Here is a 15,127-nt window from a genome sequence, read left to right as displayed (position 1 = left end):
GGAGGAAGCGTGATTTCCCAAGAGCTTGAAGTCAGCCTGCATATGGCTTTTGTCGAGGCCCGTTCGGCCCGGCACGAATTTATTACCGTCGAGCACCTGCTGTTGTCGCTGCTCGACAACGCTTCGGCTGTCGAGGTTCTGCGCGCCTGCGCCGCGAACCTGGACGAGCTGCGCCGCAACCTGCGCCAGTTCGTCTCGGAAAACACGCCCGTGATTCCGAGCGGCGCCGAAGTAGACACCCAGCCCACGCTGGGTTTTCAGCGCGTGATCCAGCGCGCGATCATGCACGTGTCGGCCGGCGGCACCGGCAAGAAGCCGGTAACCGGCGCCAACGTGCTCGTGGCCATTTTCGGCGAAAAGGATTCGCACGCCGTGTACTACCTGCAGCAGCAGGGCGTCACCCGGCTCGACGTCGTCAACTTCCTCTCGCATGGCATTACCAAACAGCCCCAGGTGGAGTCCGCCGCCGTGCAGAAAGAGCAGCAGACCAATGGTGAAGACCAGGGCGACTCGCGCCAGTCGCCGCTGGACCAGTACGCGACCGACCTGAACGCGGCCGCGCTGGCCGGGCGCATCGACCCCCTGATCGGGCGCGAGCACGAAGTCGAGCGCGTGATCCAGGTGCTGTGCCGCCGCCGCAAGAACAATCCGCTGCTGGTCGGCGAGGCCGGCGTGGGCAAGACCGCCATCGCCGAGGGCCTGGCCTGGCGCATCACGCGCGGCGAAGTGCCCGAGGTCCTGCAGGCCGCCCAGGTCTATTCGCTGGACATGGGCGCGCTGCTGGCCGGCACCAAGTACCGCGGCGATTTCGAACAGCGCCTGAAGGGCGTGCTCAAGCAGATCCGCGGCAATCCCGACGCCATCCTGTTCATCGACGAAATCCACACGCTGATCGGGGCCGGTTCGGCCTCGGGCGGCACGCTGGACGCGTCCAACCTGTTGAAGCCGGCCCTGTCGTCCGGGCAGCTCAAGTGCATCGGCGCGACCACCTATACCGAATACCGCGGCGTCTTCGAGAAAGACCACGCGCTGTCGCGCCGCTTCCAGAAGATCGACGTGCCCGAGCCCAGCGTCGAACAGACCGTGCAGATCCTGCGCGGCCTGAAGAGCCGCTTCGAGGAACATCACAGCGTGCGCTATTCGGCCGCGGCGCTGTCGGCCGCCGCCGAACTGTCGGCGCGCTTCATCAACGACCGCCACCTGCCCGACAAGGCCATCGACGTCATCGACGAGGCCGGCGCCGCGCAGCGTCTGCTGCCGCGCTCGCGCCAGAAAAAGGTGATCGGCAAGGTCGACATCGAAAACATCGTCTCCAAGATCGCGCGCATCCCGCCGCAGTCCGTCTCCAACGACGACCGCAGCAAGCTCGCCACGCTGGAGCGCGACCTCAAGACCGTGGTGTTCGGCCAGGACAACGCCATCGAGGCCCTGTCGGCCGCCATCAAGATGGCGCGTTCGGGCCTGGGCAAGCCGGAAAAGCCCATCGGCGCCTTCCTGTTCTCCGGCCCCACCGGCGTGGGCAAGACCGAAGTGGCCCGCCAGCTCGCATTCACGCTGGGCGTGGAGCTGCTGCGCTTCGACATGTCGGAATACATGGAACGCCACGCCGTGTCGCGCCTGATCGGCGCGCCTCCCGGCTATGTCGGGTTCGACCAGGGCGGGTTGCTGACCGAGGCCATCACCAAGCAGCCGCACTGCGTGCTGCTGCTCGATGAAATCGAGAAAGCGCATCCGGACGTGTTCAACATCCTGCTGCAGGTCATGGACCACGGCACGCTGACCGACAACAACGGCCGCAAGGCGGATTTCCGCAACGTGATCCTCATCATGACCACGAACGCGGGCGCCGAGACGCTGAACCGTCCGTCCATCGGCTTCGCCAACTCGCGCGTGGTCGGCGACGAAATGGCCGAGATCCGCCGCATGTTCACGCCCGAGTTCCGCAACCGCCTGGACGCGATCATCCCGTTCGCGGCGCTGGACCGCGAGATCATCCTGCGCGTGGTGGACAAGTTCCTGATGCAGCTCGAAGACCAGCTGCACGAGCGCCGCGTGGAGGCCGTGTTCACCACGCGCCTGCGCGATCATCTGGCCAAGGAGGGTTTCGACCCGCTGATGGGCGCGCGTCCCATGCAGCGCCTCATCCAGGACACCATCCGCCGCGCGCTGGCCGACGAGCTGCTGTTCGGCAAGCTGGTCGAGGGCGGCACGGTCACGGTGGACCTGGACGACGAAGGCAAGGTCACGCTGAGCTTCGACGACAACGGCAAGCCGCCGTCCTCGGACGCGCCGGACAAGCAGGAAGTCGAGCTCGTCGACTAGGGCAACGCAACCCCCTCTATGACCGCGGACCGCCAGCCGCTGATCGAGTGCGAACACTGCGCGAGCATCTATCGCCGGCATCAGCTCGAACCTGACGAGACTGCCAATTGCGCCCGCTGCGGCGCCACCCTGTGGCGCTACAGCGGGCTTAGTTTGTCCAATTGGCTGGCTCTCGCCATCGCCGCCCTGATCGTGTTCGGGGTGGCCAACGCCTATCCCGTCGCGTCCATGTCCGTGCAGGGCATGACGCAGCAGGCCTCGCTGCTGGACGCCATTTCCATCACCTGGCGCCAGGGGCACTGGGTGGTGGCCGTCATGACCGGTCTGGCCGGCTTCGCGTTGCCGCTCTTGCAGCTGGGAGTGCTGCTGTGGGTGCTGGGCCCGCTCTCGCGGGGCCGCGAGCCGCTGGCTTTCCGTCCTGCCATGCGCTTGCTGGGTATCTTGCGTCCCTGGTGCATGGTGCCGGTGTTCCTGCTCGGCGTGCTGGTGGCGGTGGTCAAGCTGGCGGGCATGGCGGCCGTGTCCCCCGGGATCGGGCTGGGCGCTTTCGGCATACTCACCATCCTGCTGACCATGCTGGGGCGGTTGTCGCCGCATGCGCTGTGGCGCTACGCCGAAGACACCGGCGTGGTGCCGGTGCACGTGCCGCAGGCCGGCCCCGACCGGGTGCTGACCGGCTGCCACGTCTGCGGCCAGGTGCAGGCGCTGCCGCGCGAGGCCGACCCCGAGGCGCTGCATCATTGCGTGCGCTGCGACGCGCTGGTGCACCACCGCAAGCCCGACCATCTGGCGCGCACCTGGGCGCTGTTGCTGGCGGCCATCGTGTTCTACATTCCCGCCAACGTGCTGCCCGTCATGAAGGTCAGCTCGGTGCTGGGCGACAGCGCCCACACCATCCTGGGCGGCGTGGTCGAACTGTGGGAGATGGGCTCCTGGGACATCGCGCTCATCGTCTTCATCGCCAGCGTGGTGGTGCCGCTGACCAAGCTGCTCGCGATCATCCTGCTGCTGCTCACCGAGCAATGGCGCAGCACCACCAATCTGCGTCCGCGCACCCGGCTCTACCAGATGGTGGAATTCATCGGCCAGTGGTCCATGCTGGACGTGTTTGTCGTTATATTGCTGGCGGCGCTGGCGGATTTCCAGGGCCTGATGGAAATCAGCGCGGGGGCGGGCGCGGCGGCCTTCGGCGTGGTGGTGATCCTGACCATGCTGTCGGCCATGAGCTTCGACCTGCGCCGCAGCTGGGACCTGGAAACGCAAAGTGAAATAGAATCGGCGCCGGTCGAAAGCCGGCGCCGCCCGACGACTGGCGCGGGCCAGGAAACGGGCTAGGAAATTGGGCGGGGACGGGGGCCGACCCTCGGCTCCCCCCACTAAAAAGGAAGAATAGATGTCCGAGCAAGCACCCGGATCGGGCGAGGAACCGTTCGCTTCGCCCTCGATCTCGCGCAAGCAGAAAAGCCGGGTCTCGTGGATCTGGCTGGTGCCCATCGTGGCCGCGCTGATGGGCCTGTCGCTGGTCGTGCGGACCTGGATGCAGGCCGGGCCGGACATCTCCATTTCGTTCAACACCGCCGAAGGGCTGGAAGTCGGCAAGACCCAGCTGCGCTACAAGGACGTGACCATCGGCACCGTGCGCGCCATCGGCTTCAACGAAGACCGCAGCAAGGTGGTGGTGCGCGCCGAACTGGCCAAGGAAGTCTCGGACCTGGCGCGGGAAGGCACCAATTTCTGGGTGGTGCGCCCGCGCCTGGACGTCAGCGGCGTCTCCGGCCTGGGCACCTTGCTGTCGGGCGCCTACATCGGCGTGGACGCCGAGGAAGGCAAGAACGGCAACAAGGCCACCAAGCTGGAATTCGAAGGGCTGGAAGTGCCGCCCGCGGTCACCCACGACCGCGCCGGCAAGCGCTTCAAGCTCAAGGCGGCCGACCTGGGGTCGCTGGACATCGGCTCGCCGGTCTATTTCCGCCGCATCAACGTCGGCCGCGTCATCGGCTATGCCCTGGACCAGACCGGCAAGGCCGTCAACGTCGAGGTGTTCGTGGACGCGCCCAACGACAAGTTCGTCACCAACGCCACGCGTTTCTGGAACGCCAGCGGCGTGGATTTCAGCGTCAACGCCGACGGCCTGAAGGTGCGCACCCAGTCGCTGGTGTCGATGGCGATGGGCGGCGTGGCGTTCGAGCCGGTGCTGAACACGCGCGATTCCGGCACGCCGGCCGCCGACGATACCGAATTCGAACTCTATCCCACCGAGACCGCGGCCAAGGCCAACCCGGATGGCGAGGCCTTCCCGATCCGCCTGCGCTTCGACCAGTCGATCCGCGGCCTGACGGTGGGCGCGCCCATCGATTTCAGCGGCATCACGCTGGGCAACGTCACGCAGATCAACCTCGATTTCGATCCGCAGGCCAAGCGCTTCTACTCGCTGGTGGACGCCACGCTGTATCCGGAACGCCTGGGCCGCGTGTTCGACGAGGTGCGCGAGCGCGCCGTCCAGAACGGCGACGTGGCCGGCAACCGCCTGCTGGGCAGCATGATCAAGCACGGCCTGCGCGCCCAGCTGCGCACCGCCAACCTGCTGACCGGCCAGCTTTACGTGGCGATGGACTTCTTCCCGAACGCCAAGCCGGTCGAGTTCGTCGATTCCGAGCCGGCGCAGATACCGACCGTGCCGGGCAACCTCGACCAGCTGCAGCAGCAAGTCAGCAACATCATCGCCAAGGTCGAGAAGATTCCGTTCGACAAGATCGGCGAAGACCTGCGCGCCACGCTGGCCAGCACCTCCAAGCTGATGGGCCGGCTCGACAAGCAGGTGGCGCCCGAGGCGCAGAAGATGCTGAAACAGGCCAGGGATTCGATGGCGCAGATCAACTCGCTGCTGGCCTCCGACTCCTCGCTGCCGGTGAACACGGAGCGCGCCATGCAGGAGCTGGGCCGCGCCGCGCGTTCGCTGCGCGCGCTGGCCGATTTCCTGCAAGCCAACCCCGAGGCCCTGCTGCGCGGCCGCGGTCCAGACCCGATTCCAGGCGCCGGTCCTGTCAGGAACTGATACCCATGAATAGACGCCCATTCCGCTGTACCCGCCCGCGCGCGGCCCTGTCCTCGCTGCTCCTGTCGGCCGCGCTGGCGGGCTGCGGCGCCTCGGCGCCGGTGAACTACTACACGCTGCAAGGCCCGGCCGCGCCGGGCGGCGCCGGCGCCGGCGCCGGCGCTTCCGCTCCCTACCTGATCGACGTGCAGCCGGTCAACGTGCCGACCCAGGCCGACCAGCCCCAGCTGATGGTGCGCACCGGCGACGGCAGCCTGTCGGCGCTGTATTCCGAGCGCTGGAGCGCGCCGCTGGGCGACGAACTGCGCGGCGCGCTGTCGGACGCGCTCAAGCGCGAGCTGGGCGCGCTGGACGTGCAGATGGTCAAGCCCGGGCCGGGCGCCGCCACCTGGCGGGTGCAGACCGACGTGCAGCGCTTCGAACTGGTCTCGGGCCGCATGGCGCAGCTCGACGTCACCTGGCGGGTGCGGCCGGTCAACATGAAGGGCACGGGGCTGCTGTGCCGCAGCGTGGTGACCGAAACCGTGGCCGACGCCGGCGTGCCGGCGCTGATCGCCGCGCAGCAGCGCGCCGTGGCCGCCCTGGGCGGGGCCGTCGCGACGGCCATCCGGGGGCAGACCCCGGCGGGATCGGGCGCGGTCCAGATGTACGGCTGTTCGGCGCTCAAGGACTGACTCCCGGATTTTTCCGAAATCCGGTAGTTCTCAAGCGGTTAACCTAGGGTTAACCGCAATATATGCGCGGTTGCAACCTGTCTAGCATACGGTTCGAATCCGGCTCCAGTCCGGTTCCACTCCCAGGGCCCGGTCGGGCCCGAACGAACTCTGCCCTGTGACAGGAAGCAATCTCTCATGGCCAGCACGACCCTAGGCGTCAAAGTCGACGACGCGCTGCGCGACCGGCTCAAGGCCGCCGCGCAAAAGCTCAACTGCACCCCGCACTGGCTGCACAAGCAGGCGATACTCGCGTACCTGGACCGCATCGAGCGCGGCCAGCTGCCGGCCGAGATGTCGCACCTGGGCGCCGACGGCGACGGCGAGGACGAGTCGGGCGACGGGCACGCCGCGCCCACGCCGCCGTTCTACGAGTTCGGCCAGGATGTGCAGCCGCAATCGGTGCTGCGCGCGGCCATCACGGCGGCCTACCGCCGTCCCGAACCGGAATGCGTGCCGCTGCTGCTGGGCCAGGCGCGCATGCCCAACCTGGAAAAAATCCACGCGATGGCCGCCGACCTGGTCAGGAAGCTGCGCGGCAAGCGCAGCGGCGGCGGCGTGGAGGGGCTGATCCAGGAATTCTCGCTGTCCAGCCAGGAGGGCGTGGCCCTGATGTGCCTGGCCGAGGCGCTTTTGCGCATCCCCGACCGCGCCACGCGCGACGCGCTGATCCGCGACAAGGTGGCGCGCGGCGACTGGAAGTCGCACATGGGCGGCTCGCAGTCGCTGTTCGTCAACGCCGCCACCTGGGGCCTGATGATTACCGGCAAGCTGGTCGCGGTCAGCAGCGAGCAGTCGCTGTCGCGCGCGCTGACCCGCCTGATCGGCAAGGGCGGCGAGCCGCTGGTGCGCAAGGGCGTGAACATGGCCATGCGCATGATGGGCGAGCAGTTCGTGTCGGGCCAGACGATTTCCGAGGCGCTGGCCAACAACCGCAAGATGGAATCGCGCGGTTTCCGCTATTCGTACGACATGCTGGGCGAGGCCGCCACCACGGCCGAGGACGCCGAGCGCTACTACGCCTCGTACGAGCAGGCCATCCACGCGATCGGCAAGGCCGCCGCCGGCCGGGGCATCTATGAAGGCCCGGGCATCTCGATCAAGCTGTCGGCGCTGCATCCGCGCTATTCGCGCGCCCAGCGCGAGCGCGTCATGGCCGAGCTGCTGCCGCGCGTCAAGGCGCTTACGCTGCTGGCGCGCAGCTACGACATCGGCCTGAACATCGACGCCGAGGAAGCGGACCGCCTGGAAATCTCGCTCGACCTGCTGGAAGCGCTGTGCTTCGAGCCGGAGCTGGACGGCTGGAACGGCATCGGCTTCGTGATCCAGGCCTACCAGAAGCGCGCGCCCTTCGTCATCGACTACGTGATCGACCTGGCCCGCCGCAGCCGCCACCGCGTGATGGTGCGGCTGGTCAAGGGCGCGTACTGGGACACCGAAATCAAGCGCGCCCAGGTCGACGGCCTGGAAGGCTATCCGGTGTACACGCGCAAGGTCTACACCGACGTGGCCTACCTGGCCTGCGCCCGCAAGCTGCTGGGCGCGCCCGAGGCGGTGTACCCGCAGTTCGCCACGCACAACGCCTACACGCTGGCGGCCGTCTACCACCTGGCCGGCCAGAACTACTATCCCGGCCAGTACGAGTTCCAGTGCCTGCACGGCATGGGCGAGCCGCTCTACGACGAAGTGGTGGGGCCGCTGGCGCAGGGCAAGCTGAACCGCCCGTGCCGCATCTACGCGCCGGTGGGCACGCATGAAACCCTGCTGGCCTACCTGGTGCGCCGCCTGCTGGAAAACGGCGCCAACACCTCGTTCGTGAACCTGATCGGCGACGACAGCATTCCGGTGGAGCAGCTGGTGGCCGATCCGGTCGAGGCCGCCTCGCGCATCGCGCCGCTGGGCGCGCCGCACGAGAAGATCCCGCTGCCGCGCGAACTCTACGGCGATCCTCAGGCCGGCGCGCGCGCCAACTCCGCCGGCCTGGACCTCAGCAACGAGCACCGCCTGGGCTCGCTGTCGGCGGCGCTGCTGGCCAGCGCCTCGATGCCGTGGCGCGCCGCGCCCATGCTGGGCGAGGGCGGCGAGACCTGGGACGCGGCCCGCGCCGTCGAGGTCCGCAACCCCGCCAATCTGCGCGACCTGGTGGGCCACGTCATCGAGGCCAGCCCCGAAGAGGCCGAGGCCGCGCTGCGCGACGCCGCCAACGCCGCGCCCATCTGGCAATCCACGCCGGTGGCCGAGCGCGCCCAGTGCCTGCGCCGCGCGGCGCAATTGCTGGAAGAGCAGATGCAGACCCTGCTGGGCCTGATCGTGCGCGAAGCCGGCAAGTCGCTGCCCAACGCCATCGCCGAGGTGCGCGAGGCCGTGGACTTCCTGCGCTATTACGCCGACCAGGCCGAAAGCGAATTCGACAACGACACGCACCGTCCGCTGGGCACCGTGCTGTGCATCAGCCCGTGGAACTTCCCGCTGGCCATTTTCACCGGCCAGGTCGCGGCCGCGCTGGCCGCCGGCAATACGGTGCTGGCCAAGCCGGCCGAGCAGACCCCGCTGATCGCGGCCCAGGCGGTGGCCATCCTGCGCGCCGCCGGCGTGCCGCCCGGCGCCGTGCAGCTGCTGCCCGGCCGCGGCGAAACCGTGGGCGCCCAGCTGGTGGCCAGCCCCGGCGTGCGCGGCGTGATGTTCACCGGCTCCACCGACGTGGCGCGCATCATCTCGCGCACGCTGGCCGAGCGCCTGGACGACGCCGGCCACACCATTCCGCTGATCGCCGAGACGGGCGGCCAGAACGCCATGGTGGTCGATTCCTCGGCGCTGGCCGAACAGGTGGTGTACGACGTGCTGACCTCGGCCTTCGACTCGGCCGGCCAGCGCTGTTCGGCGCTGCGCGTGCTGTGCGTGCAGGAAGACAGCGCCGACCACGTGCTGACCATGCTGCGCGGCGCCATGCGCGAACTCAGCGTGGGCAATCCCGACCGCCTGTCGGTGGACGTGGGGCCGGTGATCGATGCCGAGGCCCGCAACGGTATCCAGCGCCACATCGAAACCCTGCGCACCGCCGGCCACCGCGTGGACCAGGTGGAGCTGAACGGCGAATGCCGCCACGGCACCTTCGTGCCGCCCACGCTGATCGAGATCGACGACATCGGCGAACTCACGCGCGAAGTGTTCGGCCCGGTGCTGCACGTGGTGCGATACAAGCGCGACGAGCTGGACGGCTTGCTCGAGGCCATCAACGGCACCGGCTACGGCCTGACTTTCGGCGTGCATACCCGCATCGACGAGACCATCGCGCACGTGACCGGCCAGGTCATGGCGGGCAACGTCTACGTCAACCGCAACATCGTCGGCGCCGTGGTGGGCGTGCAGCCCTTCGGCGGCGAGTGCCTGTCCGGCACCGGCCCCAAGGCCGGCGGCCCGCTGTATATGTACCGTCTGCTGGCCACCCGTCCGGCCGGCCTGCCGCCGGCGCTGGACGCCTCGGCGCCGCTGCCGCAGCGGCTGGCGCTGCCCGGCCCGACCGGCGAGACCAATACCTACGTGGTCGAGCCGCGCGGCGCCGTGTATTGCGTGGCCGCCACCGAGGCCGGCGCGCGCGCCCAATGGTCGGTGGCCCGGCTCACCGGCAACCATGCCTGGTTCGCCGATACGCCGGCCGCGCAGGCGCTGCTGCAGAGCCTGGACGCCGAGCAGCGCGAACGCGCGGGCATCCTGGCCGACGAAGACGTGGACCAGGCCGACTACCAGGCCGTGCTGTTCGAAGGCGACGGCGACGCGCTGCAGGCGCTGAACCGGCGCATCGCGCAGCGCCCCGGGGCCATTCTGTCGGTGCAGGGCCTGACGCCGGACGCGATCGCGGCGGGCGCGGCCTACGTGCCGGAACGCCTCCTGGCCGAGCGTTCCGTCAGCGTCAACACGGCCGCGGCCGGCGGCAACGCCAGCCTCATGACCATAGGTTGACGGCCGGGAGAGGGCCTTTGGACACCCAAGGGTTATCTCCAATATCGGGCAAGGTTGCACTGGAAGCAAAATCCGGTCGCACCGCAAATCCGGATGTCGCAACCCGGCATCCGGACGCAACAAGCCAGGCAGGCGCAGCGTCCCGCCACCCTCGGGACCTGCCTCGTAAAAAACCAGAAACCTGGCTAAAAGCTCAGGTATAACAAGGTCTAACGTCCGACACACCGGAGGATACCCATGAAGTTCCGCACCACTTTGAAGCTCGTCGCCGCCAGCCTCGCCGCCGCCGGCATGGTCGCCGCCGCGCAGGCCGCCGACATCAAGTTCGGCTTCGCCGCGCCGCTGACCGGCCCGCAATCGCATTACGGCGAGGACATGCAGAACGGCCTGAACCTGGCCCTGGAAGAGGCCAACAAGAAGGGCATCAAGGTCGACGGCAAGCCGGCCACCTTCGTGCTGGTGTCGCGCGACGACCAGGCCGATCCGCGCGTCGGCGTGCAGGTCGCCCAGCAGCTGGTCGACCAGGACGTGGTCGGCATCCTGGGGCACTTCAATTCCGGCACGACGATCCCGGCTTCGCGCGTCTACCATGACGCCGGCCTGCCGCAGATCGCCATGGCCACCTCGCCCGAATACACCAAGCAGGGCTACGAGACCACCTTCCGCATGATGACCAGCGACACCCAGCAGGGCGCCGCGGTCGGCAAGTTCATGGTCGAGAAGCTCAAGGCCAAGAAGATCGCCATCATCGACGACCGCACCGCCTACGGCCAGGGTCTGGCCGACGAGGTCGAGAAGGCCGTCAAGGCCGCCGGCGGCCAGGTCGTGCGCCGCGAGTACACCACCGACAAGGCCAACGACTTCACCGCCATCCTGACCAACATCAAGGGCGCCGCGCCCGACGCGATCTTCTACGGCGGCCTGGACGCGCAGTCCGGCCCCATGAAGCGCCAGCTCGCGACGCTGGGCCTGAAGGCGCCGCTGGTCTCGGGCGAAATGACCCGCAGCGACACCTTCATCAAGCTGGCCGGCGACGCCGCCGACGGCACCTACGCCTCGCTGGCCGGCGTGCCGCTGGACAAGATGGCCGCGGGCAAGGACTTCGCGCAGCGCTACGAAGCGCGCTTCAAGAAGGCGCCCGGCGTCTACGCCCCGTACGCCTACGACGGCGCATGGAACATGATCACCGCCATCGAGCAGGCCGGCTCGGCCAAACCCGAGAAGTACCTGCCGGCGCTGGCCAAGCTCAACCGCAAGGGCGCGACCAGCGAGCACATTTCCTACGACGCCAACGGCGACCTCAAGGAAATCTCGGTCACCATCTACGAAGTCAAGAACGGCAAGTGGGAGATGGTCGAGACCATGGTCAGCCAGGCCAACTGACGGCTGCTGACCGGGGCGGACGCGGCCGGGCCGCGACCGCCTCTTCATAAGCGCGCGCCCCGCGGCGCGCGCTGCGCGGCGACGCGGCGGGCCCGACGGCCCGCCCGGCGCGATTCTTCCAGGCTCAAAGCGCGGCCCCTATGGACATCTTCATTCAACAACTGATTAACGGCGTCACGCTAGGCAGCGTGTACGCCCTGGTCGCCCTTGGCTACACCATGGTGTACGGCATCATCGGGCTGATCAACTTCGCGCATGGCGACGTCGTCATGATCGGGGCGATGGCCGCCACCACGGCCGCCATCGCGCTGGTCGGCGGCGACCCGGGCACCTCGGCCTTCGTGGTGCTGGGCGTGGGCCTGCTGGTCTCGGTGCCGCTGTGCATGGCGGTGGGCTGGACCGCCGAGCGCGTGGCCTACCGGCCGCTGCGCCGGGCGCCGCGGCTGGCGGCGCTGATCACCGCCATTGGCGTTTCCATCATCCTGCAGAACGTGGCGATGATGAGCTGGGGCCGCAACTACCTCAACTTTCCGCAAGTGCTGTCGCCGCAGGTCTTCGAGATCGGCGGGGCCCGCATGAGCACGCTGCAGATCGCCATCGTGGTGATCGCGGCGCTCATCATGGGCGGGCTGCTGGCGGTGGTGCACAAGACCCGCCTGGGCACGGCCATGCGCGCCACGGCCCAGAACCGCGAAGTCGCGGGGCTGATGGGCGTGAACATCAATACCGTGATCTCGGCCGCCTTCCTGATCGGCTCGGCGCTGGCCGCGGTGGCCGGCATGATGGTCGCGACCTACTACGGCGTGTCGCAATACACCATGGGCTTCATGCTCGGCCTGAAGGCGTTCACCGCCGCGGTGCTGGGCGGCATCGGCAACCTGGTGGGCGCCATGGCCGGCGGCCTGCTGCTGGGCATCATCGAATCGCTGGGCGCCGGCTACATCGGCGACCTGACCGGCGGATTCCTCGGCAGTCACTACCAGGACGTGTTCGCGTTCTTCGTGCTGGTGCTGGTGCTGATCTTCCGTCCGTCGGGCCTGCTGGGCGAACGCGTGGGGGACCGGGCATGAGCGCGCAAGCCAACCGCAGCGGGTTCTCGACCCGCAACCTGATCGGCATCGCGCTGATCGGCATCGTGCTGGCGGTGCTGCCCTTCGTGCTGGGCATGGCCGGCCAGAGCTGGGTGCGCATCCTCAATTTCGCGCTGCTGTACGTGATGCTGTCGCTGGGCCTGAACATCGTGGTGGGCTTCGCCGGGCTGCTGGACCTGGGCTATATCGCGTTCTACGCGGTGGGCGCCTACGCCTGGGCGCTGCTGGCCTCGCCGCACTTCGGCCTGCACCTGCCGTTCTGGGCGATCCTGCCGATCGCGCTGGCCGTGGCCTGCCTGTTCGGCGTGCTGCTGGGCGCGCCCACGCTCAAGCTGCGCGGCGACTACCTGGCCATCGTGACGCTGGGCTTCGGCGAGATCATCCGGATCTTCCTGAACAACCTGAACGCGCCGGTCAACATCACCAACGGCCCGCAGGGCATCAACCGCGTCGACACGTTCAAGATAGGCGAATTCGCCTTCGGCCGCACCGAGAGCCTGCTCGGCATCCGGGTGACCGGGCCCGAGAAGTACTACTACCTGCTGCTGGCGCTGACGCTCATCATCGTGGTGGTGTGCGTGCGCCTGCAGAACTCGCGCATCGGGCGGGCCTGGGAAGCCATCCGCGAAGACGAGATCGCCGCCAAGGCGATGGGCATCAACACCCGCAACATCAAGCTGCTGGCGTTCGCGATGGGCGCGTCCTTCGGCGGCGTGGCCGGCGCGCTGTTCGCCTCGATGCAGGGCTTCGTCAGTCCCGAGAGCTTCTCGCTAATGGAATCCATCTCGATCCTGTGCATGGTGGTGCTGGGCGGCATGGGCCATATCCCGGGCGTGATCCTGGGCGCGCTGATCCTGGCCGCCTTGCCCGAATTCCTGCGCGCGGTGGTCGAGCCGGTGCAGCACATGCTGTTCGGCGCCGTGGTGCTGGACCCCGAAGGCATACGCATGCTGCTGTTCGGCCTGGCCATGGTGTGCGTGATGCTGTTCCGGCCCGCCGGCCTGTGGCCGTCGGCGGTGCGCCGCCGCGAGCTGGCCAGCAAGACCCAGGGAGGCGCGGCATGAGCAATAAACTGCTGCAAGCCCAGGGGCTGGGCAAGCGCTTCGGCGGCCTGCAGGCCTTGTCCGAAGTGAGCTTCGACATCGAGGAAGGCGAGATCTACGGTTTGATCGGGCCCAACGGCGCGGGCAAGACCACGCTGTTCAACGTGCTGACCGGCCTGTACATCCCGGAGGAGGGCTCCTGCACCTTCAACGGCGTGTCGCTGTCGGGCAAGAAGCCGCACGAGGTCGCCTACGCGGGCCTGGCGCGCACCTTCCAGAACATCCGCCTGTTCGCCAACCTCAGCGCCATCGAGAACGTCATGATCGGGCGCCACATGCGCACCCGCTCGGGCGTGTTCGGCGCGGTGCTGCGCACGCGCGCCACGCGCGCCGAAGAGGCGGCCACCGAGGCGCGCGCGCACGAACTGCTGGAATACGTCGGCATCGGCCATCGCGCCAACGACGTGGCGCGTTCGCTGCCCTACGGCGACCAGCGCCGCCTGGAGATCGCGCGCGCGCTGGCCACCGATCCCAAGCTGCTGGCGCTGGACGAGCCGGCGGCCGGCATGAACGCCTCTGAGACGGTGGTGCTGCGCAAGCTCATCGAGAAAATCCGCGCCGACGGCATCACGGTGCTGCTGATCGAACACGACATGAAACTCGTCATGGGACTGTGCGACCGCGTGCTGGTGCTGGAATACGGCAAGGTGCTGGCCATGGGCAAGCCCGCCCAGGTCCAGCGCGACCCCAAGGTCATCGAAGCGTATCTGGGCGCGGGCGCCGCCCAGGACCCGCTGATTCACCAGGAGCGCCCGGCATGACGGCAGCAGCATCCCAACCCTTGCTCGAATTGCGCGGCCTGCAGGTCGCCTACGGCGGCATCCGCGCGGTGCGCGGCATCGACCTGCGTGTCGACGAAGGCGAGCTGGTGTGCCTGATCGGCGCCAATGGCGCCGGCAAGAGCACCACCCTGCGCGCCATCTGCGGCCTGGTGCCGCTGGCCGGCGGCGAAGTGGTCTACGCCGGGCAATCCATCGGCGGCCAGAAATCGCACGAACTGGTGCGCCGCGGCCTGGTCATGGTGCCCGAGGGACGCGGCATCTTCGGCCAGCTCACCATCGAGGAAAACCTCGCCATGGGCGGCTACGTGCGGCGCGACGCGGCGCAGGTGCGCCAGGACACGGACCGGGTCTTCACCCTGTTCCCGCGCCTGGCCGAGCGCCGCAGGCAGGCGGCCGGCACCCTGTCCGGCGGCGAACAGCAGATGGTGGCCATGGGCCGCGCCATGATCGCGCGCCCCAGGCTGCTGCTGCTGGACGAGCCCTCGATGGGACTGGCGCCGCTGATGGTCGAGAAAGTCTTCGAGGTGGTGCGCACCATCGCCAGCGAAGGCGTCACCATCCTGCTGATCGAGCAGAACGCGCGCCTGGCGCTGGAGAACAGCCATCGCGGCTACGTGATGGAGTCGGGCGAGATCATCCTGTCCGGTCCGGCAGGCCAGATGCTGCACGATCCCAAGGTCCGTGCGGCTTATCTGGGCGAGACGGAGTAGGGCGCGAC

The 15,127-nt window shown here is 68.4% G+C and carries 10 protein-coding genes; all 10 read left to right on the top strand.

Translation table 11 applies throughout. The annotated features are described in order from the left end of the window. Positions 1–9 precede the first annotated feature (9 nt). The 10 genes from clpA to C1I89_RS07490 all read left to right on the top strand — a co-directional run bounded on the left by clpA (position 10) and on the right by C1I89_RS07490 (position 15,119). Positions 10–2,322, top strand: coding sequence for an ATP-dependent Clp protease ATP-binding subunit ClpA (gene clpA / locus C1I89_RS07535; protein WP_168202101.1), 2,313 nt, complete (start codon positions 10–12; stop codon positions 2,320–2,322). An 18-nt stretch (positions 2,323–2,340) separates the two neighbouring features. Beyond that, positions 2,341–3,657 carry a paraquat-inducible protein A gene (locus C1I89_RS07530; protein ID WP_102772167.1) on the top strand — a complete coding sequence of 439 codons (1,317 nt, stop codon included), beginning with the start codon at positions 2,341–2,343 and terminating at the stop codon, positions 3,655–3,657. A 58-nt stretch (positions 3,658–3,715) separates the two neighbouring features. Then, the gene (locus C1I89_RS07525) at positions 3,716–5,377 is read left to right on the top strand and encodes a PqiB family protein (RefSeq protein WP_102772166.1); all 1,662 of its coding nucleotides are present in this window, start codon (positions 3,716–3,718) and stop codon (positions 5,375–5,377) included. A 5-nt stretch (positions 5,378–5,382) separates the two neighbouring features. Next, positions 5,383–6,051, top strand: coding sequence for a PqiC family protein (locus C1I89_RS07520; protein WP_102772165.1), 669 nt, complete (start codon positions 5,383–5,385; stop codon positions 6,049–6,051). Between the two features lie 177 nt (positions 6,052–6,228). After that, complete coding sequence (putA, locus tag C1I89_RS07515) at positions 6,229–10,050, top strand: trifunctional transcriptional regulator/proline dehydrogenase/L-glutamate gamma-semialdehyde dehydrogenase (RefSeq protein WP_102772164.1); 3,822 nt, start codon at positions 6,229–6,231, stop codon at positions 10,048–10,050. 237 nt (positions 10,051–10,287) lie between these two features. Continuing rightward, positions 10,288–11,433 (top strand): branched-chain amino acid ABC transporter substrate-binding protein, encoded by a 1,146-nt coding sequence (locus C1I89_RS07510; RefSeq protein WP_102772163.1) that lies wholly within the window; start codon positions 10,288–10,290, stop codon positions 11,431–11,433. Between the two features lie 140 nt (positions 11,434–11,573). Continuing rightward, positions 11,574–12,503, top strand: coding sequence for a branched-chain amino acid ABC transporter permease (locus tag C1I89_RS07505; protein ID WP_102772162.1), 930 nt, complete (start codon positions 11,574–11,576; stop codon positions 12,501–12,503). After that, on the top strand, positions 12,500–13,588 hold the full coding sequence (locus tag C1I89_RS07500; protein WP_102772161.1) for an ABC transporter permease subunit: 1,089 nt from the start codon (positions 12,500–12,502) through the stop codon (positions 13,586–13,588). The genes C1I89_RS07505 and C1I89_RS07500 overlap by 4 nt, the downstream gene beginning before the upstream one ends. Beyond that, entirely contained in the window at positions 13,585–14,388 is an 804-nt protein-coding gene (locus C1I89_RS07495; protein WP_102772160.1) for an ABC transporter ATP-binding protein, read from the top strand. Before C1I89_RS07500 ends, C1I89_RS07495 begins: the two co-directional genes overlap by 4 nt. After that, positions 14,385–15,119: an ABC transporter ATP-binding protein gene (locus C1I89_RS07490; protein WP_102772159.1), complete on the top strand. Its 735-nt coding sequence runs from the start codon at positions 14,385–14,387 to the stop codon at positions 15,117–15,119. Before C1I89_RS07495 ends, C1I89_RS07490 begins: the two co-directional genes overlap by 4 nt. Positions 15,120–15,127: the final 8 nt, after the last annotated feature.

This window comes from Achromobacter pulmonis (genome assembly GCF_002885955.2).
Lineage (GTDB): Bacteria > Pseudomonadota > Gammaproteobacteria > Burkholderiales > Burkholderiaceae_B > Achromobacter > Achromobacter pulmonis_A.
Note: the sequence above shows the minus strand (reverse complement) of the source record. Positions and strands in the feature narration are given on the sequence as shown.

Coding starts and splice junctions, on each gene's coding strand:
- C1I89_RS07530 (WP_102772167.1), top strand. CDS start 2,341: ATGACCGCGGACCGCCAGCCGCTGATCGAGTGCGAACACTGCGCGAGC.
- C1I89_RS07525 (WP_102772166.1), top strand. CDS start 3,716: ATGTCCGAGCAAGCACCCGGATCGGGCGAGGAACCGTTCGCTTCGCCC.
- C1I89_RS07520 (WP_102772165.1), top strand. CDS start 5,383: ATGAATAGACGCCCATTCCGCTGTACCCGCCCGCGCGCGGCCCTGTCC.
- putA (WP_102772164.1), top strand. CDS start 6,229: ATGGCCAGCACGACCCTAGGCGTCAAAGTCGACGACGCGCTGCGCGAC.
- C1I89_RS07510 (WP_102772163.1), top strand. CDS start 10,288: ATGAAGTTCCGCACCACTTTGAAGCTCGTCGCCGCCAGCCTCGCCGCC.
- C1I89_RS07505 (WP_102772162.1), top strand. CDS start 11,574: ATGGACATCTTCATTCAACAACTGATTAACGGCGTCACGCTAGGCAGC.
- C1I89_RS07500 (WP_102772161.1), top strand. CDS start 12,500: ATGAGCGCGCAAGCCAACCGCAGCGGGTTCTCGACCCGCAACCTGATC.
- C1I89_RS07495 (WP_102772160.1), top strand. CDS start 13,585: ATGAGCAATAAACTGCTGCAAGCCCAGGGGCTGGGCAAGCGCTTCGGC.
- C1I89_RS07490 (WP_102772159.1), top strand. CDS start 14,385: ATGACGGCAGCAGCATCCCAACCCTTGCTCGAATTGCGCGGCCTGCAG.